Source organism: Streptacidiphilus alkalitolerans (assembly GCF_042511045.1).
GTDB lineage: Bacteria > Actinomycetota > Actinomycetes > Streptomycetales > Streptomycetaceae > Streptacidiphilus > Streptacidiphilus alkalitolerans.
Genome location: NZ_JBHEZX010000002.1, coordinates 36099 through 61021, shown reverse-complemented (window position 1 = coordinate 61021; position 24923 = coordinate 36099). Strand labels below are relative to the sequence as shown.

The window sequence follows — 24923 nt, the reverse complement described above, 5'->3', positions numbered from 1 at the left end:
GTCACATGCGTCTGCCCGCACGCGGACTCCGCCGCCTCACGGCAGCCGCCCTGGCCTTCGGGCTGCTCGCTGCCGCTCCCGGGGCAGCGGCTGCCGAGGCCAAGGCCAAGCGTGCGGATCCGCAGAGTGCGGTGAGCATCACCAAGACCAACGACGCGTCCGACCCGCTGGAGCCCGGCGACGAGTTCACCTACACCATCGAGGCCCAGTGCTCCGGCCTGACGGTGGACTGCGTGAACTTCACCGTCACCGACACGCTGCCGCCCGGGCTGGAGGTGACCAGCCTTCCGAAGTCCGACTCCACCCGCGATGTGACCTACGACGAGGCAACCCGGCAGCTGACGATCTCCTACCACCTGCCGTTGACCAACCCGGCCGGGGAGACCGGGCTGCGGGCCGGGCAGAGCGGGTCGGTGGAGATCGGCGTGCGGGTTCCCGCCGACGCCCAGATCCCCGACGGGACCGTGCTTCCCAACACCGCCACCGTCACCGCCGACAACGCCGCCCAGAAGTCCGCGGAGAGCGACGTCACCGTCACCGTCCCACGGGTGGTCAAGCCGGTGGCGACCAAGAGCTGGACGGACGGCTCGGCGGTCGCCGGCAGCGGCGAGGAGAGCACCCTGACGCTGGGGGTGCGCAACAACTCCTCCTCCTCGGCCGACGTCACCTCGCTGACGATCTCGGACACCGACCCGGCGGTCTTCGAGGACTTCGACTTCGAGTCCGCCACCGTCACCTCCTTCCCCAAGGGGGCGGACCAGGCGCACCTGGTCGTCACCACCGCGGACGGCGCCACCCACACCGGCGCCGACATCACCGCCCCCGGCCCGCTGCCGCTGCCCGCCGGGGTCACCCCGGGCGACGTCACCGGCTTCCAGGTGGTGTTCACCAACAGCAACGGCGACCCGCTGCCCTACGACACCGACGGCGGCAGCGTCGAGGTGAAGCTGAAGCTGCGCGACACCACCAGGTCGACCGGTGCGCCGCTGCGGCCCACCGACAAGGTCACGGTGAACAACTGCGCCACCCCCTCCGCCGACGAGAAGACCGACGGCACCGTGGACGGAACGCAGGCCTGCGCGCCCTACGACATCCTGCCGAACATCCTGGTCCTGGACTCCACCAAGGACTTCTTCGCCGACACCAACGGCGACTTCACCCACCAGAGCAGCGAGCACGCCGTCACCGGCGAGAACTCACCGGTCAGCAGCCTGGTGGACGTCACCAACAAGTCGCCCTTCCCGGTCAAGACCATCACGGTCACCGAGCCCGACCCGTCCAAGCCCTCCAGCAGCCTGGACGCCGTCGACGTCACCCAGGTCCGGCTGCGCTTCCCGGCCGGGGCGACCAACGCCCACCTCACCGTCACCTACGCCGACGGCAGCACCGCCACCAGCGACTACACCGCCGACGCCACCGTGGACGTGGCCAAGCCAGGCACCAGTGTGACCAAGGTCGAGGTGACCTACACCGGCACCGACGCGGACGGGAACCCGACCATCCAGCCGAACGCCGAGGCCGGCCTGGACCTGCACGGCACGCTCAAGGACGGGGTCCCGGCCGGGACGCTGACCAACTGCGCGGCCTACACCGGCGACGCGGGCCGCTCCGACGGCTCGGGCACCGCCAGCGGCGGCGTCTGCAAGGACATGCCGGTGGAGACCCCCGACACCGACGCGGGCGGCGACAAGACCACCGACCAGACCTCGGTCCCGGTCGGCCAGCCCATCCCGATGCACCTGAAGATCACCAACAACGGCAACACCCCGCTGGTCAACCCGGTGCTCACCGACCCACCGGCCAAGGCCGACGGCACCCCTGACTTCAGCCAGGGCACGCCGTTCTCGATCCTGCAGATCGACTCCATCACCCTGGACCCCACCAGCACCCCCGCCACCATCGAGGTCTGGGACCCGCGCGCCAACGCCGGTGTCGGGGCCTGGGTGCCGTACAAATCCTCGAACACCGCGCAGCTGCACCGCGCCACCGCCATCCGCATCGCCTACACCGGCGACCTGCCGCCCGAGGGCACCTTCACCGTCAACGTGGTGACCGAGCGCCGGCCCGGAACCCCGGACGGCACCACCTTCCAGAACTGCTTCGCCATCACCGCCGACGGCGGCTACTCCTCCGCAAACCCCGCCTGCTCCGCCTCCATGGACACCGACCCGGCCGCCGACGGCGCCTCGCTGAACAAGTCCATCGACCCCGGCCGACTGCCCAAGCCCGTCCCCGGGCTGCCCCAACAGCACGCCGACGTGACGCTGACCGTGGTCAACACCGGCAACATGTCCGCGAAGTCGCTACAGATGACCGACCAGGACGCCGACTTCTTCGACGCCGTCGACCTGGTCTCCATCACCTCGAACCAGATGGCCGCCGGGGCCGACCGGGTCCAGATCGACGCCTACGTCGGCGGAAAATGGATCAACGGCACCCCCTCCGCCAGCGCCGCGTTGCCCGCCGGAGTCGCCGCCGCGTCGGTCACCGGCCTCCGCGCCACCTACACCTCCACCAGCACCGCCAACGGCGGCTACACCATCACCCCCTGCACCACCGGCACCAGCTGCCAGGGCATCCTGCACCTGGACGTCAGCCCCCGCGAGTCACTGCGCTCCACCGGCGGACCGGTCCCCGACCACCTGGAGGACACGGTCTCCGGCTCCTTCCTGACCAAGCTGGAGGCCGACGGCAAGCCGCGCCCCATCAACCCGGTGAACGCCACCCTCGACCTGTTCAAGGGCACCCCCCGACTGGACGTCAGCAAGACCCCGGACACGGTGCTGTCGCCCGGCGAGGACGCCCCCTTCTTCCTGAAGGTGGTCAACACAGGCACCGCCAACGTGCCCGACCTGGTGGTCCGCGACGACCTGTCGCCCGGCATCGCCTTCAACGACTCCTTCGCCGGCGACAACGGCCAGCCCTACAAGGTCGAGGACCAGCAGGTCCCCGCCGGCACCCCGCCCGTGCCCACACCGGTCTTCAAAGAGACGGCCAGCGGCGACCGCATCTCTGCACTCAGCTGGGACTTCTCCCAGGACTCCGCAGGGAAACCCTGGGTGCTGGCGCCCGGTGCCACCTTCACCATCGAGATCCACGTGAAGCTGGAGGCAGGGGTGAACGCGGGCGACGTGGTCACCAACACCATGGGCGCCTCCTCCTCAGACCCGGACCTGGCCTGCGAGGGAAGTTCGGAGACCGACGGCCCGCTGTTCGGCCCGGGCCTGCACTGCACCGCGAGCGCCACCCTGACCGCCAAGGCCGGCGCTACCTTCTCAGCCCGCAAGTGGGTGTCCGGGCGCGACAGCCTGGGCTGGTACAACGCACTCAGCAAGACCACCGTCCCCGCCGGCGACTCCTCCTGCCTCTCGCTCACCGGCCCCGACGGACTGCTCTACACCACCAGCCCCTGCGTCGCCCTGGTCAATCCCGGCGACCAGTACCACTACCTGGAGCGGCTGCAGAACGCCGGCACCGAGGCCGCGACCGCGATGCGCGTCGTGGACCGGCTCCCGGTGCAGGGCGACCGGGGCGTGATCATCGACCAGGCCCGCAACACCGCCTGGGACAAGCGTCCGACCCTGGCCTCCCGTCCGCAGCTGACCGGGCCCGGCACCATGGACCTCGCCTACGAGAACGACGCCGCCATCTGCGCCGACGACCTCTCCATGGCCGGGGCCGGGGCCGACCCGAGCGCGGCCTCCTGCCCCGGCAGCACCTGGAACGAACCGTTCAGCGCCAGGGCCAGCGGCTTCCGCGCCGAACTGACCTTCCCCACCCCGCTCGCCCCCGGCGGCACCGTCGTCCTGACCTACGCCATGGACACCCCGCTGGACGTCGCCCACAACGGCGACCCCACCATCGCCTGGAACTCCTTCGCCCACAACGAGGTCACCGACCGCAACGGCAGCCCCCGCGTCCTGCAGGCCAACGAGCCGATCCAGGTCGGCGTGGCCCTCGCCTACGGCTCCCTGAAGCTGGTCAAGAAGGTCGACTCCCCGTCCCCGCAGCTGACTGCCGCGCTGTCACGGGTCCCCTTCCCGTTCCACGTCACCTGCGTGATCCACCCCCAGGGACGGCCCGATCGGACCGTGCTGGACCAGGACTACCGGGTCACCGCAGCCAGGCCGAGCACCGTGGACGGCATCCCCGCCGGAGCCGACTGCTCGGTCTGGGAGACCTCCGCCCGCGGCGGCAGCACCGACCACACCGCGAGCGACCCGGTCCAGCTCACCATCAGCCCGGGCCTGGGCACCCCCCCGGGCCTGGGCACCCCCTCGGTGCAGACCGTCGAGATCGCCAACACCTTCCGCTTCGGCGCGCTGCAACTGGTCAAGCAGCTGACCGGTGACGGCGCGGACGCCCAGCGGGACACCACCTTCCCCATCGAGCTCTCCTGCGCCCTGCCCGACGGGGACGGGTCCGCGGGCGGCCTGGTTCTGCACAAGACCTACCAGGTGAGCGCAGACAAGGCGGTGACGGTGCAACCGCTGCCGGTCAACACCCGCTGCTGGGCCCAGGAGACCGACAGCCATGGCGCGGCGACCGTCACCGTGGACCACGGCTCGGCCGACGACCCAGCGGTGGTCACCGACGACCTGACCACCCCGGTCACCATCACCGTCACCAACACCTTCCACCTCACGCCGACCCCGACACCCACACCCACCCCGCCCTCCCCGACCACGCCGGCCACCCCCGCGCCTCCGCACCACGGCGGCCTGGCCGACACCGGCGGCCCCGGCTACCTGGTCTTCGGCGGACTGCTGGCCGGGGCCGTGCTGATCGCGGGCACCGTCCTGCAGCTGACCGCCCGCCGACGACGCCACGGCTGAAAGCCGAGTACTCCTGCGGCCGAGCCGGGCAGGCCCCGTGCCTGCCGGACTCGGCCTCTCGTCGGCCGAACGCCCACGAGCCCGCGCTCGTCGCCCGTCCCCACGCGCGACAGCCGCAGGCCCGGCTGCTTTTTTTGGGGGGGCCTGCGGCTGTGGACCCCCGTGCGCTGCCGCCCCGGGCGCGGCCGTGGCACGCGGATGCGTTCCAGTACGGCCTCGAACCGGGTGCAGTCCGCGTAGTGACCGGGCGTCAGCAGCAGCGACGGAATTCGGCAGCGTCCGTCGGCACTCAGGTGGATCTTCGAGGTGGAGCCGCCGCGCGAGCGGCCGAGAGCCTCGCCTCGCGCACCACTTCCGCCAGGCGGCTGCACACCTCGCGTTCTGGTGTGCAGCCGCCCGTGCCCCCTTTGACCCCGCCGGTGGCTACCTCGCCTACAGCACCGGCATGTCCGCCGCCGCTGCATCGGTCTCATCGACGGAGTGCACCAGCTGCTCAGAGCGCCGATCGTGCTGGTCTGGGACCGGCTCAACACCCACGGCTCCCACGTTGGCCGAGGTGTGCGTGGAACTGCTCCGGCTCGCGCCGGCAGGGCCCGCAGCGGAGAATGTCGCTCGTGTGCGCGGAGCGGCAGCCACTTGAGCGGACCGCCGACGGCCACTACGTCGTGATCGACGGCCGCCGGTGGCGGCCGACGGACCCGTCCCTGCCCGACGACACGGCGGCCCGCCTGCGACACCGTCTGATGGCGGCGCGCCGCGCGTGCAGGTGGCGAAGACGGCGCTGGGGGAGCGGAGCACACCGTGGTGGGAACAGTCCCCGCAGGAGCGCCGTAGGCCGACCTCGTCGATCTGCCCCTCGGATGCCGCCCGAGCGGCGTACGCGGGGGAGGGCGACGGGTGGCGTGCGTTGATGGAGCCGACTCGTCGGGGGAGGTTCGCGGCCCGATCCGCATCCGTCGAGCGCAGTGACGATCCCGGAGCAGCGGTCATCCGCAACGGCTCAAAGGGCACCTTGCCGACCGGTCGGAAGGGTGGTCGTGGGGTCGGGCACTTCGCCAGCGTCGAGGTCACGTCCTCGCCGGCTCACGCCGCTCGGCTCGGGCCGCCGTCTGTTGGTGAGAACGTCAGCTGTCCCGACGGCCAGGGCCAGGACGGCGAAGGCGATCGTGACCAGGAGTCCGGTTCGGAAAGCGGTGCTCCATTGTGCTGGGGGTGGGCGGCGAGGCGGGCGAAGAAGACCGAGCCGACGGCCGCTGCATCTGCTGTGGCCGGCCCAGGAACTGTTCCCGGCCGCCCGGTGGGACGACTTCTTCCCCGAAGGCCGCCCGGCATCGCGGGCCTGAGCCGGCGCCGGCCCCATTAAGGCCCCATCGCGCGTAAGGGCCCCACAGCAGGTAGGAGCCCTGTATGGGCTGTTCCGGTGAGGGCAGACGCGGCTCAAGGAGGATGATGACTATGGGTGCACTTCTTTTGGTTCTGCTGCTGGCCCTGATCCTGGGTGGCGCGGGCTTCGCGGTTCATATTCTGTGGTGGATCGCCATCATCGTGCTGGTCGTGTGGGCGCTGGGCTTCGTCTTCCGGGGCTCGGGCAACGGCCGCTGGTACCGCTGGTGACCGTCTGACCGAGACCGCCGTATGTGCGATGCGCTGTCCCCCATGGGGCGGCGCATCGCTGTATCCAGGCACGACGCGGCCCGAACGGGGTAGGAGCCAGGCGTGCCGCGGCTGAGGGCCGTGCCTGCGCGGAACCCATGCCGTGCCCTCCCGACCGTCCCCACCCGCCACACCCCGGCCAGCCCAGGAGACGCCTTCGATGACGACGACCCGCGCGGATGCCCGCACCCGCCATCCGCGCCACCAGCGCCGCGGGGAACCCAGGTTCCCTGGCGTCCTGGCCACCCTGGTCGCGATGGCCCTGTACGTCGCACTGCCCCAACAGCTCCTGTTCGCGCCCCGCTTCGTAATGCCGGGCCTGGAACTGCTGCTGCTGGTCCCGCTGATCGCGATCAACCCGAAGCGGATGACCCGTCAGACCAGGATCTCGCGGATCCTGTCCCTGGCCCTGGTGGCGTTCATCGCCGGCAGCAACCTGTTTGCGCTGGGCATGTTGGTCCACGACCTGGTTTCCTCCGGCGTCAAGGACGGCAATTCGCTGCTGCTGGCCGCGCTCCAGGTGTGGCTGACCAACATCATCGTGTTCGGCCTGGCGTACTGGGAACTGGACCGCGGCGGCCCGGTCTCCCGCACCCAGGCGCCGCGCACCCAACTGCCGCTGGCCGACTTCCGTTTCTCCCAGGACGAGAACCACGACGCCGTCCAGGAGGTTGCCGACGGCGCCAGCATCACCTCGGACTGGGTCCCCACCCTGACCGACTACCTCTACGTCTCGGTCACCAACTCCACCGCCTTCAGCCCCACCGACACCATGCCGCTGTCCACCCGCGCCAAACTCATGATGAGCGTGGAGAGCATCGCCGCCCTGATCACCTCACTGCTGGTCATCGCCCGTGCCGTCAGCATCCTCCACTGATGGTTTGCTCGGTCAGCAGGGCCCGGGAAAGGGTGGTGGTGTTGGAGGGCTGTCGGCGTAGGCTCCCGAAGCGGTCCTGGTCGCCGTGCGGTTGCCTGGCCCCGGTCAGGGCGGCGAGCCGGTCCTGTGCGCGAACTCGTCATCCCCCCAAGCGTCCGACCGGACGGCAGCCGGGCATGGTCGGCGTCATCCCGGGTACGCGTGACGGGGTCGCTCCGCTGCCGCGTGGCGCTGCTATGACCGGGGCGAACAGGAGCACGATGTGATGGGTTCGGCGGGACAGGTGCACCAGGTGCTCGACTTCATGCTGCACGGACCCGAGGGGAGGATCTCCTCGCGGCTGACCCTCTCCTACAGCGAGCGCCAACCCTGGCAGGTCGGTGTTGCCTTCGGCGCCGCCGACAGCGCCGACAACCGCTCGGCCGTCTGGGTGATCGCGCGCGACCTGCTCGTCGGCGGACTGCAGAAGCGGACCGGGCAGGGGGACGTGCGGGTCGGACCCGCAGGAAGCCGCATCGCCATCGAATTCCACGACGGCCACGACCACGCCCTGATCACCGTCGCGCGGGACGCCCTGGCCCGGTTCCTGGACAGCTGCTATGCCGTCGTGCCGCCGGGGGAGGAGAGCCGGCGGATGGACTGGCAGGAGGAGCTGACCGCACTGCTCGCGTAGGGGCAGCTCCAGCGCGGCGCCTTGACCGTTCGTCAGGCCGGTCCGGCCCGGGCCCACCGCGACCGGACCTCGGACCAGGCGTGCGAACTCGCGGGCAACGGCAAGCCGGTGCGCTTCGAGGTCAACCCCCCTCGGGGCGTGCGTCGGACAGTGCGTCAGTGCCTGGTGTCTCGGCGGCCGACTGGTTCGGTGCGGGAGTCATGATGGCGACCTCATGGATCACAGGTGCCCCGGGCCAGCTGCTGCGACACCGGGGGATGGGCCGATCCGGTAACGAGGCACCGCGGTCCGGCGGAGGCAACCGGTGTGCTGCCCCTCCCGCTCGTCGATCACCTCGTCGTCCAGGCGCGTACTCGGCAAGAGCCCGGGCACGCACCCGGCGGAGGGGACGTCTGCCGCCCGCCATGCGGGGAAGGCGCGGGGCATGGAACCTGAGGACTGGCTGCTCACTCCTGCCGAGCGCGGCAATCCGGCGACGCTGATCGACGCGCGGCACGCCGACGGAGCGGCCTGGTCGTGCGGCAACCTGGTGCGCCCGCTGGTGCACGGTCGCAGCTACTTCGCCGAGCTGATCGGTGCCGTGCGGCGGCAGCGACGCGGTGACCTGCTGCTGTTCACCGACTGGCGGGGCGACCCGGACGAGCCGCTGGAGCGTGAGCCCGGCGGCTCCGTCGGCGAGGTGCTGTGCGCGGCGGCGTCGCGCGGTGTCGTGGTCAAGGGCCTGGTGTGGCGTTCGCACCTGGACCGGCTCCAGTTCAGTGAGCGCGAGAACCGGCACCTCGGGGCGGAGATCGAGGAGGCGGGCGGCGAGTGCCTGCTCGACATGCGCGTGCGGCCAGGCGGTTCGCACCACCAGAAGTTCGTGGTGCTGCGCCACCCGGGCCGCCCCGAGCTCGATGTCGCCTATGTCGGCGGCATCGACCTGTGCCACAGCCGTCACGACGACGACGGGCACGCCGGCGACCCGAACGCGCAGCCGATCGCGCCCGCCTACGGGCCCCGTCCGCCCTGGCACGACCTCCAGGTGGCGGTTCGCGGCCCCGCCGTGGGCGACGTGGAGGCGGTCTTCCGCGAGCGGTGGCAGGACCCCTCCCCGCTCAGCCGCAGCCTCCCGGGCCGCGCACGCCAGCTGATCCACCGCCAGGACACGGTCGCGGACCCGCTCCCGGAACAGGCCCCCGACCCCGCCCCGGTCCCGGACGGCACCCACACGGTGCAGCTCCTGCGCACCTACCCGGCCATGCGCCACGGGTACCCGTTCGCACCGCAGGGGGAGCGCAGCATCGCCCGCGGCTACCGCAAGGCTCTGGCCAGGGCCCGGTCCCTGGTCTACCTGGAGGACCAGTACCTGTGGTCGGCCCCGGTCGTCGCGAGCTTCGCCGAAGCCCTGGCCGGCCAACCACAACTGCGGATGATCGCTGTCGTGCCGCTCCACCCGGACCAGGACGGACGGGTCGCCGGGCCGATGAACCTGCTGGGGCGGATCGAGGCGCTGCGACAGTTGCGCGCCGCGGGCGGGGAGCGCTTCGCGGTGTACGGGGTGGAGAACCACGCCGGCACACCGGTCTACGTCCACGCGAAGGCCTGCGTGATCGACGACGTCTGGGCGACCGTGGGTTCCGACAACGTCAACCGACGCTCCTGGACCCATGACTCGGAGCTGTGCTGCGCCGTACTCGACAGCGCCGCCGACCCCCGTGCACCGCTGGACCCCGGCGGGCTGGGGGACCGGGCCCGGGTCTACCCCCGCGAACTGCGGCTGACCCTGAGCGCCGAGCACCTGGACCTGGGGCCCGCCGCCCCGGACGGCGGCGGGGCGGCGGACGCACTGTGCGATCCTGCCGAGGCCTTCCGTGCGTTCGCCGAGTCGGCCGCCGCGCTGGACGCCTGGCACGACGCCGGGCGCACCGGCCCGCGCCCGCCCGGACGACTGCGCCGCTACCGCGCCCCGGTCCTCTCGCGTGGGGCGACCCTGCTCAGCACCCCGCTGCAGCGGCTGATCGCCGACCCGGACGGCCGCCCACGCGCGATGCGCCGCGCCGACACCTTCTGACCGCATCGAGGAGGCGGTCCACGTTGTCTGCGGTGATCCGGGGTAGCGTCCCCGGTATGGACTTTCGCACCGTCGTTGAGCGGGCCCAACGCCTCAAGCACCTGCATGCCGAGTACAAGCCGCTCGTGCTGCCGACCGTCTGGGACGTCTGGTCCGCGCGGACAGCAGTCGGCGCCGGGTTCCCGGCGCTGACGATCGGCAGTCATCCGCTGGCCGACTCCCGCGGGGCCGCCGACCACGAGGGGCAGACCTTCGAGGAGGTGCTCGCCGCCGTCGGGCCGATCATCGCAGCGGTCGACGTGCCCGTGTCCGTGGACCTGGAGGCCGGGTACGGACAGGAGCCTGCGGACCTCATCGCCGGACTCCTCGCGGTCGGGGGCGTGGGCCTCAACGTCGAGGACACCGTTCATTCGGACGGCGGGCGCGTGCGGAGCACACAGGAGCACGCGGACTACATCGCGGGACTGCGCGTGGCGGCTGACAAGGCGGGGGTTCCGGTCTGGGTGAACGGGCGCACTGACCTGTTCCTGCACGCGGACGATACCTCCAGCGTCCTCGACGAGGCGATCGAGCGGCTGCGGGCGCTGGAGCAGGCCGGTGCCGACAGCGTCTACCCGGTGGGTATCCAGGACGACGACGGTCTGCTGGCGGCCGTGGTCGGCGCCGTCACCGTTCCCGTGAACTCCACGGCCCACCCCGTCAAGCACGATCTCGCGCGCTTCCGCCGCCTGGGTGTCGGCCGGATCACCTTCGGTCCCCTGCTGCAATTCGCGCTGACGGACACGATGAAGGACATGCTCGGACCGTGGGCGCCCTGAAGCGGCCCGGCTGCCGCATCCGACCCTGCGGGTCGGGGTTCGGCACAGCCTCGAACGATGGCGGCGGATCACCTCGCTGAACTCGAGGCCGGACAGCGAGGCACTCCGCCCCGCCGCATCACGGCGGGGCGGAGCAACGGGCCCGAACCGGTCAACACCAGGGGGTCGGTCCCGGCCCGCGCTCAGAAGAGCAGTTCCCCGTCCGGATAGGAGTAGCCGATCTGGACCCGCCTCCCTGGAGCGGATCGCCCGCGTCGCCGGAGTCGGATCGGCGACCGTGCGTCGGCACTTCCCCACCCGCCGGGCCCTGCTGCAGGCAGTGTTCGGCAAGAGGATCGAGGCCCCGTGCGCCCGTGCCGCGGATCTGCGCGCGGCATGGCCGATGCGCTGGTCCAGGACGGGACGGACGACGCCGCCGAAGCGAACCGGCTGCTCGCCCTGACCGTACGGGGCATCAGCCCGCAAGGCTGAGCTGCCGAGTTCGTCGGCTCGGGCGAGGTCTCCGCGCTGACGCACCTTCAGGGTTCGGGACAGCGCCCCGCAGGACGTGACGCATCGTGACCACAGAGGCATAGGCGCCCTGGGGCGGGGTAGACGGCGACCTTCTTTGCGGGCCTATGTCCACACCCACCGTGACCTGCGATTCAGTGCACAAATCCTAGGAATGGCTCACTCATTCGGGGGCATCCGTTGGTCAAGGAGGATGATGACAATGGGTGCTTTGCTTCTGGTTCTGCTGCTGGCCCTGATCCTGGGCGGTGCGGGCTTCGCGGTTCATATTCTGTGGTGGATCGCCATCATCGTGCTGGTCGTGTGGGCGCTGGGCTTCGTGTTCCGCGGCTCGGGCAACGGCCGCTGGTACCGATGGTGACCAGCTGACGGAATTTCACCCAGGGGGACGGCACCAGAAGGCGCCGTCCCCCTGGGTGTTTGCTGCTACTCCCTCGACGCGGCCGGTCTGGCCGTTGTGGCCAAGTCGCGGCCTCGGAGTGCGGCGACTATGCGTCGGAGACGCAGTCGAACACCTTGCTCTCGTCGGTCGGGTCGCTCCGCAGGATCTGCGCCGACACCCCCGCCGTCGGGGCCTGCTGCTTGATCGCAGTCAGCTTGAAGCCCCCACCGCAGGCGGTGTGCGTGATCCAGCACACCCCGTCGGCAGACGACGGTCGTACCGGGTGACCTGCGCGCCGAGCACCTGCACGCCGGGCCCGGCTTCGCCGAACCGGTCGCGCTGAGCAGGCCGGCCCTCTTCCCGCGACCAGGAGCGGAGGGTTTTGACGGCGAACGCAGCGGTATGGCTACCGGGTCGGACAGTCCGGGAGCGGGCCGGCAAGACCTGGTGGGCCGGGTGCGGGCGTCGGTCAAGCGGGCGGGGAGCACGGGTGAATGGGTCAGGAGCGACGGTGGGCGCGGGCGTTGAGGTCCTGCAGGAGCACTGCCAGGAGCCGGGCCAGGTCCTGCTGTTCCTGGGGTGAGAGGGCTTCGATCAGGCCCTGCTCGTAGGTCAGGAGGCCGTCGACGGCGTTCTCCACTGCGTGGTGCCCCGCGGGGGTGAGCTCCACGGGCACGGCGCGGGTCCCGGGGTCCGCGGCCAGCCTGTAGACGAGTCCCTCCTGCTGGGCTCGGTCCACCCGCTGGGTCACTGCTCCGGGTGTGATCAGGCAGCGGGTGGCGAGCTCGCGGGTGGACAGGCGGTAAGGCCGGCCGGAGCGGCGCAGGGTGCTGAGCAGGTCGAGGGTGGCGGCGTCCATGCCGACCCGGGCCAGGACGCGGCGGCGCTCGTCGGCCAGCAGCTTCGCGGCGTGGTGGATGCGGGTGAGGATGCCGATCGAGTCGACCGGAAGCTGGGGCTGCTCGCGTTGCCAGGCCCGGGCGATCTCCTCGGCGCGGTCGACGGGGGGCTGTTCCGACGTGTTCATGGTGGTAGTGTCCCATACACGTTTAGTGCTAAACGAGGAGTGGGGATGCGTCAGATCGTGGTGACCGGTGGCGGCACCGGGATAGGCCGGGCGGTCGCCGAGGCCTTCGCGGCGCAGGGCGATCGGGTAGTGATCACCGGGCGTCGCAAGGACGTGCTGGAGGAGACCGCCGCACACCTGGGCCCGAACGTGCGCGCCGTCGCCTTCGACGCGAGCGACCCGGCGCAGGTCCAGGCAGCACTCGACACCCTGCCCGCCCAGGTGGACGTCCTGGTCAACAACGCCGGGGGCAACGCCGACATCGGCGCCGTGCCCCCCTCCGACCTGGTCGGCGTCGCGGCGGCCTGGCGCGCGAACCTCGAGGCCAACGTGCTCTCCGCCGTCCTGGTCACCACCGCCCTGCGACCGCGCCTGATCGCCGGCGGCTCCGTGGTGAGCATCAGCTCCATCGCGGCCCACCGCGGCGGCTCCGGCTCCTACGGAGCCGCCAAGGCCGCCGTCGAGGTCTGGAACCTCACCCTCGCTCAGGACCTCGGCAAAGACCGGATCACCACCAACGTCATCGCCCCGGGCTACATCGAGTCCACGGACTTCTTCCAGGGCGGCATGACGCCCCAGCGCCGCGCCGCCCTGCGCGGCCAGACAGCCAACGGCCGGGCCGGCACCCCTGCGGACATCGCGGGCACCGTCCTGTTCCTCGCCTCACCGGCCGCAGGGCACATCACCGGTCAGACCCTGCACGTCAACGGCGGGGCCCTGCCTGGACGCTGAACGACATGCCCGCCAACGCGGAGCCGAGCCCGAGTCGGTGACCCGTCGGCCGGCCATGGGCGGTGGAGCACCATGCGTACGGAGATGGACGGAGATGGACGGAGATGGACGGAGATGGACGGAGATGGACAGAGGCGGACGGAGGCGGACGGAGGCGGACGGAGGCGGATGAGCAGCCGTCAAGACGTCGTGGATCGGGTATCCGGGCTGTCGTGCGTCAGTTCGCGCCCGGCCATGAGGGGCAGTGCCAGGCGGAGCCGTCCCACTCGATCAGGAACGGCTGCGCGTGGGGCAGAGGTGTGCCCCAGACCGCGGCTCCGAGGGCGCAGAGCCGGCCGATCGCGACGGTGAGGCCGGCGACGTGGCCGACGACTGCGACGGTCTCACCCCGGTGCTGGTCCGCGATGGCTTGGAAGGCCTTGGCCATGCGAGCCGTGACCTCGTATCCCGTCTTTCCGTCCCCGACCTCAACGAGGTCAGGCAGGGCCTGAATGTCAACGCCGACGGCGGCGGCCGTGGGCATGGCGGTCTGCCGGGCCCGCACAGCGGTGCTGCAGTAGACCGCGCCGATCGCCTCCCCGGCGGCCAGAGTCCGGGCGACCGCTGCGGCCTGCTGATGGCCGCGCTCGGTCAGTGGCGCGCTCGGCACCGCCCCGGCGACCTCGCGCGTGACGTTCTCCGACTCGCCGTGCCGCAGGCACCACACCCGGACCCGCGCGCTCATGCCGCCAACTCCTTCTGCTCGCCGAGGCCTGGATCCGACGCGCCGCTGACGGGGGATCCCGTCGATCGGGGAAGCCACACCATGCGAACGGGTCCACCTCGGTGACCAGGCGTCGGCCCCGACGACGATCCGGCCGACGTCTACGGCAAGCTCGCCTGGCGCCCCGAGCGTCCTTGCCGTCCGGCCCCTGATCGCCCCCTGACCCGGCCATGGCCGGATGTGGTGGGGCCGACTTCCGTATCCATGCTCGGTGTTGTGTTGTCCAGGCTGTGACTGGGTAGCTGCTGGGCCTCTCTACCTACCACGAAGGGTGTCGCCTTGTCCGAGATCGGATTGTCCGACGAAGCTTTGACCTGGGAGGAGGCCGTTTCCTCCGCCGCCAAGAGCCTGGACACGCTGTACCAGGCAGACAACGGCCTGCTGGTGGAGTCCCTGCGCCGGTTAGTCGTCAGCAAGCCGCTGCTCAACGAACCCATCTGGGTGGGGTCCTGGCTGGGGGAGGTCTTCCCGGACCCCACCCGCAAGAACCTGCGCTTCGCCGTCACAGCGACGGGGGACGACCCGAGCCAGTGGCACGCCACCGGGGTCGACGCCTCCACCAAGCTGCGCTTCGCCGTCTCCGGCTCGGGCGACTTCAGGAGCTGACAGCAGCCTGACCGGCTTGGCCGGGACCACCCTGGTGGTCCCGGCCAAGCCGGTCAGCGCTTGCGCGCTGCCAGGATGGCGAAGGAGAGCAGCTCGCCGCCGTCGATGGTGAGCACCTCGATCCGGGCCTGGTGCTCGGCCAGGTTCTGCGGCCGGTGTTCCGCCAGGGCGAGCTCCCAGGCCAGCCAGTCACGCCAGCCGTGCTCCTGCAGGCGTGCGCAGGTGACGTCCACCAGCTTTGTGGTCTCCCACTGGAAGCGCCACCACTGGGGGGTGTGCCAGGCCATGGCCTCCCACCCGAACAGCCTCTCGATGTGCGCCGGGATCGCGCCGAGCTCGCGCACCTCCCGGGCCATCGCCGGTGTGGCCACCCCCACCTGTCCGCCAGGGCGCAGGAACCGCAGAAGGTAGGGCAGGTAGGAGTCGGCGGTGCCGAAGTACTCGAACGCGTCAATGCTCACGATCGCGTCGAAGTGCTCCTCGGGGAACGGCAGGGCGTGTGCCTCGGTGTGTGCGGCGGTTACCCGGTCGGCGACGCCGGCCTGGGCGAACACCGCCGCGGTGTCCTCTGCCGCGATCCACCAGTCGGCGGCCACCACCTGCACCCCGAACTCCCTGGCCAGGAACACCGAGGTCGCGCCCTTGCCGCACCCGAGGTCCAGCACCCGCATCCCGGGCCTGAGTTCCAGTTCCCGGGCCAGGTCCTCCAGCATCCACAGCGGGTTCGGCCCCATCTCCAGGTCGAGCAGCCACACCGGGTCGTACGTGGACGAGAGCGGATACCGCTCCGGGCGCACCAGATCCTCAATCGCCGTCATGACAGACAGACCCAAGCGGACCGGGGGCCTTCCCGCAACCGGATTACGAGGCGCACCCACGGTCCGGCACCCGGCCCGGCCGACGCCGTCGGCGCGTACGAGATTCGGCCTTGATCCGAGCTTCTTCCCCCTTTGCGGCGCCGTATCGACGCGGCGGCCGGGACGTCGTCGGCGGGTCATGGAGTTTCCCCCGATAAGGGGGTAGGCGGCCAGCAGGGACGAACACGTGTCGACGGGTTCCCCCTTCCAGGACATGGAGATGCCGGTATGGATGCGATCGTGCTGCTGAAGGACGACCACAGGGCGGTCGAGAAGCTGTTCAAGGAGTTCGAGAAGGCCGGCGACAGTGCCTACAAGACCAAGCGGGACATCGCCGACAAGGTGATCGGTGAGTTGACGGTCCATACCTGGATCGAGGAGAAGGTCTTCTATCCCGCGGCCCGCGCGGCCGTGCCGGACACCACCGACCACGTCCTGGAGAGCGTCGAGGAGCACCACGTGGTGCTGTGGATGCTCTCCGAACTGGCCGGATTGGACCCGAAGGACGAGCGCTTCGACGCCAAGATGACGGTCCTGATCGAGAACGTGCGCCACCACGTCGAGGAGGAGGAGCAGGAGTGGTTCCCCCAGGTCCGCTCCGCCATGGGCCGCAAGCGCCTGGCCGAGCTCGGCGAGGAACTGGCCGCGGCCAAGCCCGGCGCCCCGCGTGACCCGCTCGAGGTGCCCAGCGCCCACGAGTGACCGGTGTGCCCGAAGGCGGGCATGCGGCCAGAACGTCCATGATCGGCTTGAGAGGTGTGTGGCATGGGGAACGGCTTCGAGCGGGACAAGGGTCTGACACTGCCGGTGGCGGACCGGGCGGGTTGGGACGCGGTGGACGTGCGGGCGGTGGACACCGTGCGGCTGCTGGCGGCCGACGCGGTGCAGAAGGTGGGCAACGGGCATCCCGGGACGGCGATGAGCCTGGCCCCGCTGGCGTACCTGCTGTTCCAGAACGTGATGCGGCACGATCCGAACGACGACCAGTGGCTGGGTCGGGACCGGTTCGTGCTGTCCTGCGGGCATTCCAGTCTGACCCTCTACATCCAGCTCTACCTGGCCGGTTACGGCCTGGAACTGTCGGACCTGCAGGCCCTGCGCACCTGGGGCTCGGCCACCCCGGGGCACCCCGAGCACCGGCACACCCGGGGTGTGGAGATCACCACCGGGCCGCTGGGCCAGGGCCTGGCCAGCGCGGTGGGCATGGCCATGGCCGCGCGCCGCGAGCGCGGCCTGCTGGACCCCGAGGCCGAACCGGGCACCAGCCCCTTCGACCACCACATCTACGTCGTCGCCTCCGACGGCGACATGATGGAGGGCATCACCGGCGAGGCCGCTTCCCTGGCCGGGCACCAGGAACTGGGCAACCTGACCGTCTTCTACGACTCCAACCACATCTCCATCGAGGACGACACCGACGTCTCCTTCAGCGAGGACGTCCCGGCCCGCTTCGCCGCCTACGGCTGGCACGTCCAGACCGTCGACTGGACCCGCACCGGCGAATACGTCGAGGACGTCGACGCGCTCCTGGCCGCGACCGAGGCCGCCCGCGCGGAGACCGGCCGACCCTCCCTGATCATGCTGCGGACCCTGATCGGCTGGCCGGCCCCCACCAAGCAGAACACCGGCAAGGCCCACGGCTCCGCGCTGGGCGAGGACGAGATCGCCGCCACCAAGACCCTGCTGGGATTCGACCCCGACCAGCACTTCATCGTCGAGGACGAGGTCCTGGCCCGCACCCGTGAGGTCTCCGACCGGGGCAGCGAGGCCCACGACGCCTGGAACGACGACTTCATCGCCTGGAAGGCGGCCAACCCCGACCGCGCCGCCCTGCTGGACCGCCTCCAAGAGCAGCGGCTCCCGGAGGGCTGGACCGACGTCCTGCCCACCTTCCCCGCCGACCCGAAGGGCCTGGCGACCCGGGCCGCCTCGGGGAAGGTGCTGTCCGCCCTGGCACCGGTGCTGCCGGAGCTGTGGGGCGGCTCGGCCGACCTGGCCAGCAGCAACAACACCACCATGGGCGGCGAGCCCTCCTTCGTCCCGGCCGACCGGCAGACCAAGGACTGGAAGGGCGGCCCCTACGGCCGCACCCTGCACTTCGGCATCCGCGAGCACGCCATGGGCGCCATCCTCAACGGCATCGCGCTGCAGAGCCTGACCCGCCCCTACGGCGGCACCTTCCTGACCTTCTCCGACTACATGCGCCCCGCCGTACGCCTGGCCGCCCTGATGAAGCTGCCCGCCACCTACGTCTGGACCCACGACTCCATCGGCCTGGGCGAGGACGGACCCACCCACCAGCCGGTCGAGCACCTCGCGGCGCTGCGCGCCATCCCCGGCCTGGACGTGGTGCGCCCGGCCGACGCCAACGAGACCACCGCCTGCTGGCGCGCCATCCTGGAGCACACCGACCGGCCCGCCGGGCTGGTCCTGTCCCGGCAGAACCTGCCGGTCCTGGACCGCGACAGCGGCGAGTACGCCCCCGCGGCCGGGGCGGCACGCGGGGGATACGTCCTGGCTGACGTCCCCGACGGTGCGGTACCGGACGTCATTGTCGTGGCCACCGGCTCCGAGGTGCAGATCGCCCTGGACGCCCGCGGGCTCTTGGCCGCCGACGGCCTCGCAGTACGAGTGGTCTCGATGCCCTGCCGGGAGTGGTTCGACGCCCAGCCCCTGTCCTACCGCGACCAGGTCCTGCCGCCCGACGTCCGCGCCCGGGTCAGCGTGGAAGCAGCCGTCGGGCAGGGCTGGCGCGACGTGGTCGGCGACGCCGGACGCATCGTCAGCCTGGAGCACTACGGCGCCTCCGCCGACTACCAGCGCCTCTACACCGAGTTCGGCATCACCCCGGAGGCAGTTGCCGCAGCCGCCCACGACAGCATCCACGACACCCGGCAGGCCCCCCGCCCCGGCGGACGCCAGCAGACCTCCGCACCCACCCAGGGCGGAACCGGCGACCAGAGCTGACACCGGCCCGAACGAGCCCGGTTCGCAACCGCCGTGTCGCTGGGGGCATGCGTCCCTGCATACAGCTCTGAAGGGGCCGATGCTCTGCCCGGATGGTGAAAGGCGGAGTTTCCGGAGCTTGCTGCGCGGACGGCTGACGTCGTATCAGGGGTGCGGAGCGGGGCCGGCGTCACACCCCTGACGTGTGCGAACAACGACCGCGGGGGTCGGTGGTCGGGGCTGCGCGGCTGACACCCCGCCCGGACAAGTGGAGATGGGCCAGGGGCGGCGGCATCCGCCGCCCCTGGGCCCAATCCGGGTGCGTGCCGGTTGGCGGGGTAGGGGGGTGTTCTACGATCTGGACCCTGGAGTCGGGTGGAAGCGGAGGATGGGCGGTGGGCACGCAAAACGGGAGCGGCCCGGGGTCCTTGTCAGATCCGGTGCGTCTGCTGGCCCTGTCGCGGACCGGGTTGTCGGCTTCGGCGGACGCGGACATGGAGCGCTTCGCGGGCCTGGTGGCGCGGATCGTCTCGGTTCCGGTGGCGTTGGTGTCGTTGGTGGAGGCGGACCGGCAGGTGTTCCCCGGGATGGTAGGTCTGGCTGCCGAGCCCTGGGCCACCCGGCGCTGGACCCCGCTTTCGCACTCGCTGTGCCAGCACGTGGCGCTGTCGGGGAGCCCGTTGGTACTCGACGATGCCCGCGAGGACGCTCTGACGTGCGCGAGCATGGCGATTCCGGACCTGGGGGTGGTGGCCTACGCGGGCATGCCGCTGACCGACGCCGACGGGACCGTCCTGGGCTCGCTGTGCGCGATCGACACGGTGACCCGGGCCTGGACGCCCCGGGAGCTGGAGAACCTGCGGGACCTGGCCGCGGCCTGTTCCGCGGAGCTGCGGCTGCGGATCGCCTCCCACCATGCCCGCGCGGCCCAGGCCGGCGCGGAGCTGCTGCTGCGCGCGGCGGAGGAACTCACCGGAACCGCAGGCCTGGCGCAGGTTCGGGAGCGGGTGCGGGACCTGGTCAGCGGCGACATCAAACCCTCCTACGTGGGGTTGCAGCTGCTGGAGGGCCGGTACCTGCGGCGCCTGCCGGACCCGGTCCGCCCGCTGCGGATCGATGCCCGGTACGAGTACACGGGCGTCAACGCGGACTTCGCCACGGCCGTGGCGCTGCGCGAGCGCCGCATGGTCACCATCCGCGACCGCGCGGACGCGGTCGCGCGCTACGCCCCCGAGGCGGTCGCGGCGTGGGATTCGCTGGGTATCGCGTCGGCGGTGTGCCTGCCGCTGACCGCCGCCCGCGGCCCGGTCGGCGTGTTGGTCCTGGGCTGGGACGCGACCCATCCGGTCGGCGTCAACGAGGCCGCGGTCCTGACCAGCATCGCCGGCTACACCGCCCAGGCGGTGGAGCGGGCGGTGTTCCTGGACCAGCGCATCGAGGTGGCCCACCAACTGCAGAACGCCATGCTCACCGACCTGCCCACCGTCCCCGGCCTGGACCTGGCGGCCCTCTACCGCCCAGCCTCCACCGACGACAAGGTCGGCGGCGACTGGTACGACGCCTTCCCCCTGGAACAGCCCGGCTCCACCAGCTGTGCCGGCGCGGGCCTGGCCCTGACCGTCGGCGACATCACCGGCCATGACATCCACGCCGCCACCCTCATGGGACAAGTTCGCAGCATGCTGCGCCAAGCAGCCCTGATCAAGAACAGCGAAGGACCCACCGCCGCGCTGCTCGCCCTGGAACACGCCTGCCGCACCCTGCCCCTGGAGGCGTCCGGCACCCTGGTCCACGCCCACCTGCACCCCAGTGGCAACGGCGGCTGGAACATGTCCTGGACCAACGCCGGCCACCCCCCGCCCCTGCTCCTCACCCCCGACGGCACCGTGCACCGGCTGAACGACCACGGCGTCCTGCTCTACCACGGCCTGCACGACACCAACCGCACCGACCACCACCTGCACCTGCCGGTCGGCTCCACCCTGCTGCTCTACACCGACGGCCTGGTCGAGCGCCGCGGCCACGACCTGAACCTGGCCATAACCCGCACCGGCGACCTGCTGGCCGAAGCGGGCCGGCACACCCCTCTACCGGATCTGTTGGAACACCTGGCCGACCAGGTCCCCGGGCACCCGGCCGACGACGACATCGTGCTGCTCGCCCTGCGGATCCCGCACCCCGGCGATCCGGTCCGGCCCGGCCGCGGTGAAGGACCGATGGCGGGGTAGGGGCAGATCGGGTGGACCGCCGGTCCTCCCGAACGGAAGGCCCGTCATGCATTCCCGCAACGCGCCCCAGGACCCCGGTACCACGGCGCCGCCCGGAGCTCAGGAGGAACGGTTCGGCCAGGCGAGGGCCACCCATTGGGCCACGGCCACCGCCCTGGTCCTGGTGCTGGCCGGTGACCTGGACTGGCGCATCGAACCCCACATCGGTGAGATCACCCGGCAAGCACGCCAGGCCGGCCTGCCGCTGGCAGTGGACCTCTCGGCGGTGACGCACGTGGGCGTCGACGTCCTGGCGCTGTTCCTGGACGCCCACACTGATCCGGGCCTGGCCTTCATCCCCCCGCTGCCCGTGTCCATGCTCAACCTGCTGGAGATGACCGGTACCGCCCGCATCTTCTCCCCCTCAGCCGTCCTCCCTGACTGACATACCCGATGCCCCGGCGCGGACTGCCAGCAGAGTGGAGTTCTGGCGCGCGAGCGACGTCCGGGTCCGTGACGCCCCGTACTTGTGCATGCTGTTCATCCGCTCGGTGAACGGGTTGCCGGGATCGGCGGTGGGCCAGTACGACTTCGTCGACGGGTAGACGGAACGGCCGCGGCGAACTCATCGGCGCGGGATGCGCGACGTGCCTGGTGAGCTCGGCTGGACGGCGATCCTGGACGCGGTCCGGCCGGCCTCGAGTACCTTCCATCAAGATCGCCGGATGGGCGACTACTAGTACGTTTTACTGCTGCTCTGGTGTAAACCATTGACATGGTCGTGGCGGAGTTCTAGCTTCCAGGCGTTGGCAGTGCCCTGAACGGTATGTGTCGGCCGGTCAGCCGGTGCACCGCGTCGGGGCTTGTGCATGCAACGTTTTACTCCCTGCTACAGGTTGAGAGGTCCTTCAGTGAGACCGAAGATCTTCACGCGGAAAGTGACGGCTGTGCTCGTCGCGGCTCCGCTCGCTGCGGTGGCCTGGTTGGCCACGACGCCTTCGCCGGCCTCGGCGACGGGCGCTTCCTCCCCCGGTGCGGTGATCAGCTACCTGCACCAGATCAGTGGCAACCACGTCATCAGTGGTGTCCACAACAAGGAACCACTGAGCAACCCGGCGCAGTACACCGCGCAGGCTCATTCGATCACAGGCAAGTGGCCGGGCCTGTGGGGTGGTGAACTGGGCTTCACCGCGACGGACATCGCCAGTCGGCAGACGATGATCAACCAGGCCAAGACCGAGTGGGCCAACGGCTCGCTGGTGAATCTGACCTGGCACATGTGCCGCCCGGACGTGGCCAGTTGCGCGTTCGACGGCGGTATCAACGGAGCAAAGCTGTCGGATGCCGAGTGGCAGCAGTTGATCACGGACGGCACCACGCTCAACACCGACTACAAGGCCAAGCTGCAGACGGCGGTTCCGTACTTCCAGCAGCTCAAGGACGCCGGTATTCCGGTGCTGTTCCGGCCGCTGCACGAGATGAACGAGGGCTGGGCCTGGTGGGGCGGGCGTCCCGGCCCCACCGGCAGCGCCAAGCTGTACCAGATCACCCATGACTACCTGGAGGCGCAGGGCCTGACCAACATCATCTGGGTGTGGAACGTCAAGGACGTGTCCGGCGGCGCGTCCTCGGTGGCCGGCTACTACCCCGGTGACAGCTATGTCGATGTCGCCAGCCTGGACCCCTGGGTGAACGGCTGGCCCAGCGGCGACTGGTACCAGGCCATCGTCAACGTCGCGCACGGCAAGCCGGTCTCGCTGGCCGAGGTCGGCACCGTCCCCACCCCGGCGCAGCTCGCCTCGCAGCCGCTGTGGACCTGGTTCATGATCTGGGCCGACTACATCACGTCGTCGAACACCACCTCGGGACTGCAGGCGACGTTCAACTCGGCCAGGGTGCTGAGCCAAGGTCAGTTCACCGTCCCGACGGGCACTCCGCCGACGAGTCCTCCGCCGTCCGGCCGTTCGCACACCGGGGTGATCACGGGTGTGGGTGGCAAGTGTGTGGATGTGGCGGCGGCGAGTTCGGCCAACGGCGCGGCGGTGCAGCTGTACGACTGCAACGGCACGGCCGCGCAGTCGTGGACGGTGGGCACCGACGGGACTGTGCGGGCTCTGGGCAAGTGCCTGGACGTGACCGGTCAGGGTACGGCGAACGGCACGCTGGTGCAGTTGTGGGACTGCAACGGTTCCGGTGCCCAGCAGTGGACTTCCGAGTCGGACGGGCATCTGAGGAACCCCCAGTCCGGGCGCTACCTCGACGTCCCCGGCGGCAGCACCGCCAACGGCACCCGACTGCAGATCTGGGACCGCAACACCAACCCCTGGCAGACCTGGCACCTCCCCAGCTGACAGAAGACCGAAGCAACGTCCTTCTCCTGACTCCTGAAAGGCACACACCCATGTCCATACGCGCCAGAACGCGCGCCCTACTGGCAGGCGGCACCGCGGCGGCGGTCGCCGTGCTCGCCCTGACCCTCACGGGTGGCAGCGCGTCCGCCGCACCGCCGGCTCCCGCCGGCGTCACCAAGGCCGACGAGATCGCCTACCTCAAGGGCCTGACCGGTAGTCACGTCCTGTCCGGTCAGCAGGGCGGTGCCAACAGCAACCCGACGCAGTGGATCACCAAGGTCCACGACATCACCGGTAAGTACCCGGGCATCTGGAACGGCGACTTCGGCTTCAGCCAGGACGACATCAACAACCGCCAGACAGTGATCAACGAGGCGGAGAGCGAGTGGGCCAACGGCTCACTGCCGGGCCTGATGATGCACGCCTGCCGGCCCGACGTGGCCACCTGCGACTTCCAGGGCGGCTCGAACCCGGTGAACGGCAGCAAGCTGTCCGACGCCGAGTGGCAGCAGGTCATCACCGACGGCACCACGCTCAACACCGACTACAAGAACAAGCTGCAGCAGTTCGTCCCGTACTTCCAGCAGTTGCAGACCGCCGGTATTCCGGTGCTGTTCCGGCCGCTGCACGAGATGAACGAGGGGTGGGCCTGGTGGGGCGGGCGCCCCGGCCCGAACGGGAGCGCCAAGCTGTACCAGATCACCCATGACTACCTGGAGGCGCAGGGCCTGCACAACATCATCTGGGTCTGGGCGCTGAAGGACGTCAGCGGCGGAGCCTCCCAGGCGGCGAGCTACTACCCGGGCGACAACTACGTCGACGTCGTCGGCCTGGACGTCTGGGTCAACAAGTTCCCGTCCACGGACTGGTACACCGCGCTGTCGAACATCGCAGGCACCAAGAAGCCCATGGCCCTGGCCGAGGTCGGCAGTGTTCCCCAGCCGGCCCAGCTGACCGCCCAGCCCAAGTGGGTCTACTGGAACGTCTGGCTGGACTACCTGACCAACACCTCCTACAACTCGAACGACTCGGTCAAGGCCGGCTACTACGACGCCCGGGTGCTCAGCCGCGGGGACATCCACATTCCGACGGGCACTCCGCCGACGAGTCCTCCGCCGTCCGGTGGGTCGCACACCGGGGTGATCACGGGTGTGGGTGGCAAGTGTGTGGATGTGGCGGCGGCGAACTCGGCCAACGGCACGGCGGTGCAGCTGTACGACTGCAACGGCACGGCCGCGCAGTCGTGGACGGTGGGCACCGACGGGACTGTGCGGGCTCTGGGCAAGTGCCTGGACGTGACCGGTCAGGGTACGGCGAACGGCACGCTGGTGCAGTTGTGGGACTGCAACGGTTCCGGTGCCCAGCAGTGGACTTCCGAGTCGGACGGGCATCTGAGGAACCCCCAGTCCGGGCGCTACCTCGACGTCCCCGGCGGCAGCACCGCCAACGGCACCCGGCTGCAGATCTGGGACCGCAACACCAACCCCTGGCAGACCTGGCACCTCCCCAGCTGAAACAGGTCTGACGGACGCACCCGCACCAGGACTCTGCCCTCGGGGCCGTCCGAGTGGCCACTCCCGGACGGCCCCGAGGC

19 protein-coding genes and 5 pseudogenes are annotated in these 24923 nt (G+C 70.7%); 18 read left to right on the top strand and 6 right to left on the bottom strand.

Going from position 1 to position 24923, the window contains the following annotated elements:
• Positions 1–5: 5 nt before the first annotated feature.
• The gene (locus tag ACEZDG_RS04090; RefSeq protein ID WP_380502356.1) at positions 6–4835 is read left to right on the top strand and encodes a DUF5979 domain-containing protein; all 4830 of its coding nucleotides are present in this window, start codon (positions 6–8) and stop codon (positions 4833–4835) included.
• Between the two features lie 173 nt (positions 4836–5008).
• Here the strand turns inward: ACEZDG_RS04090 and ACEZDG_RS04085 are convergent.
• A pseudogene (locus ACEZDG_RS04085) lies at positions 5009–5167 on the bottom strand (IS5/IS1182 family transposase); the annotation flags it as partial.
• A 121-nt stretch (positions 5168–5288) separates the two neighbouring features.
• On the opposite strand from ACEZDG_RS04085, the pseudogene ACEZDG_RS37865 reads away from it, so the two are divergent.
• From ACEZDG_RS37865 to ACEZDG_RS04045, 9 genes and pseudogenes are all read left to right on the top strand, one after another.
• A pseudogene (locus tag ACEZDG_RS37865) lies at positions 5289–5378 on the top strand (transposase); the annotation flags it as partial.
• Between the two features lie 238 nt (positions 5379–5616).
• A pseudogene (locus ACEZDG_RS04080) lies at positions 5617–5763 on the top strand (DUF3253 domain-containing protein); the annotation flags it as partial.
• A 527-nt stretch (positions 5764–6290) separates the two neighbouring features.
• Positions 6291–6449 carry a hydrophobic protein gene (locus tag ACEZDG_RS04075; protein WP_380502349.1) on the top strand — a complete coding sequence of 53 codons (159 nt, stop codon included), beginning with the start codon at positions 6291–6293 and terminating at the stop codon, positions 6447–6449.
• Between the two features lie 199 nt (positions 6450–6648).
• On the top strand, positions 6649–7365 hold the full coding sequence (locus ACEZDG_RS04070; protein WP_380502354.1) for a hypothetical protein: 717 nt from the start codon (positions 6649–6651) through the stop codon (positions 7363–7365).
• A 265-nt stretch (positions 7366–7630) separates the two neighbouring features.
• Positions 7631–8038: an SsgA family sporulation/cell division regulator gene (locus tag ACEZDG_RS04065; RefSeq protein WP_380502352.1), complete on the top strand. Its 408-nt coding sequence runs from the start codon at positions 7631–7633 to the stop codon at positions 8036–8038.
• Positions 8039–8462: 424 nt separating this feature from the next.
• Positions 8463–10091, top strand: a complete 1629-nt coding sequence (locus tag ACEZDG_RS04060) for a phospholipase D family protein (protein WP_380502351.1) — start codon at positions 8463–8465, stop codon at positions 10089–10091.
• 56 nt (positions 10092–10147) lie between these two features.
• Positions 10148–10909 carry an isocitrate lyase/PEP mutase family protein gene (locus tag ACEZDG_RS04055; protein WP_380503814.1) on the top strand — a complete coding sequence of 254 codons (762 nt, stop codon included), beginning with the start codon at positions 10148–10150 and terminating at the stop codon, positions 10907–10909.
• A 226-nt stretch (positions 10910–11135) separates the two neighbouring features.
• A pseudogene (locus ACEZDG_RS04050) lies at positions 11136–11276 on the top strand (TetR family transcriptional regulator); the annotation flags it as partial.
• A 345-nt stretch (positions 11277–11621) separates the two neighbouring features.
• Positions 11622–11780: a hydrophobic protein gene (locus ACEZDG_RS04045; protein ID WP_380502349.1), complete on the top strand. Its 159-nt coding sequence runs from the start codon at positions 11622–11624 to the stop codon at positions 11778–11780.
• A gap of 127 nt (positions 11781–11907) precedes the next feature.
• On the opposite strand, the gene ACEZDG_RS04040 is transcribed toward ACEZDG_RS04045, so the two are convergent.
• Positions 11908–12057: a hypothetical protein gene (locus ACEZDG_RS04040; protein ID WP_380502347.1), complete on the bottom strand. Its 150-nt coding sequence runs from the start codon at positions 12055–12057 to the stop codon at positions 11908–11910.
• A gap of 243 nt (positions 12058–12300) precedes the next feature.
• Positions 12301–12828, bottom strand: coding sequence for a MarR family winged helix-turn-helix transcriptional regulator (locus ACEZDG_RS04035; protein WP_380502345.1), 528 nt, complete (start codon positions 12826–12828; stop codon positions 12301–12303).
• A gap of 45 nt (positions 12829–12873) precedes the next feature.
• Between ACEZDG_RS04035 and ACEZDG_RS04030 the strand changes: the two genes are divergently transcribed.
• Positions 12874–13599 (top strand): SDR family NAD(P)-dependent oxidoreductase, encoded by a 726-nt coding sequence (locus ACEZDG_RS04030; protein WP_380502343.1) that lies wholly within the window; start codon positions 12874–12876, stop codon positions 13597–13599.
• A gap of 217 nt (positions 13600–13816) precedes the next feature.
• On the opposite strand, the gene ACEZDG_RS04025 is transcribed toward ACEZDG_RS04030, so the two are convergent.
• Positions 13817–14323 (bottom strand): histidine phosphatase family protein, encoded by a 507-nt coding sequence (locus ACEZDG_RS04025; protein WP_380502342.1) that lies wholly within the window; start codon positions 14321–14323, stop codon positions 13817–13819.
• A gap of 318 nt (positions 14324–14641) precedes the next feature.
• Here ACEZDG_RS04025 and ACEZDG_RS04020 point away from each other — a divergent pair, with 318 nt between their 5' ends.
• On the top strand, positions 14642–14968 hold the full coding sequence (locus tag ACEZDG_RS04020) for a hypothetical protein (protein ID WP_380502341.1): 327 nt from the start codon (positions 14642–14644) through the stop codon (positions 14966–14968).
• Positions 14969–15021: 53 nt separating this feature from the next.
• On the opposite strand, the gene ACEZDG_RS04015 is transcribed toward ACEZDG_RS04020, so the two are convergent.
• Entirely contained in the window at positions 15022–15786 is a 765-nt protein-coding gene (locus ACEZDG_RS04015) for an SAM-dependent methyltransferase (protein ID WP_380502339.1), read from the bottom strand.
• A 267-nt stretch (positions 15787–16053) separates the two neighbouring features.
• On the opposite strand from ACEZDG_RS04015, the gene ACEZDG_RS04010 reads away from it, so the two are divergent.
• The 4 genes from ACEZDG_RS04010 to ACEZDG_RS03995 all read left to right on the top strand — a co-directional run bounded on the left by ACEZDG_RS04010 (position 16054) and on the right by ACEZDG_RS03995 (position 21423).
• Complete coding sequence (locus tag ACEZDG_RS04010; protein ID WP_380502337.1) at positions 16054–16527, top strand: hemerythrin domain-containing protein; 474 nt, start codon at positions 16054–16056, stop codon at positions 16525–16527.
• 63 nt (positions 16528–16590) lie between these two features.
• On the top strand, positions 16591–18792 hold the full coding sequence (tkt, locus tag ACEZDG_RS04005; RefSeq protein ID WP_380502335.1) for a transketolase: 2202 nt from the start codon (positions 16591–16593) through the stop codon (positions 18790–18792).
• A 407-nt stretch (positions 18793–19199) separates the two neighbouring features.
• A complete protein-coding gene (locus tag ACEZDG_RS04000; RefSeq protein WP_380502333.1) occupies positions 19200–20999 on the top strand; it encodes a SpoIIE family protein phosphatase in 1800 nt (599 codons plus the stop codon).
• Between the two features lie 46 nt (positions 21000–21045).
• The gene (locus tag ACEZDG_RS03995) at positions 21046–21423 is read left to right on the top strand and encodes a hypothetical protein (RefSeq protein ID WP_380502331.1); all 378 of its coding nucleotides are present in this window, start codon (positions 21046–21048) and stop codon (positions 21421–21423) included.
• 27 nt (positions 21424–21450) lie between these two features.
• Here the strand turns inward: ACEZDG_RS03995 and ACEZDG_RS03990 are convergent.
• A pseudogene (locus ACEZDG_RS03990) lies at positions 21451–21573 on the bottom strand (dihydrofolate reductase family protein); the annotation flags it as partial.
• 379 nt (positions 21574–21952) lie between these two features.
• On the opposite strand from ACEZDG_RS03990, the gene ACEZDG_RS03985 reads away from it, so the two are divergent.
• Positions 21953–23329 (top strand): glycosyl hydrolase, encoded by a 1377-nt coding sequence (locus tag ACEZDG_RS03985; RefSeq protein ID WP_380503811.1) that lies wholly within the window; start codon positions 21953–21955, stop codon positions 23327–23329.
• A 50-nt stretch (positions 23330–23379) separates the two neighbouring features.
• Complete coding sequence (locus tag ACEZDG_RS03980; protein ID WP_380502329.1) at positions 23380–24843, top strand: glycosyl hydrolase; 1464 nt, start codon at positions 23380–23382, stop codon at positions 24841–24843.
• Positions 24844–24923: the final 80 nt, after the last annotated feature.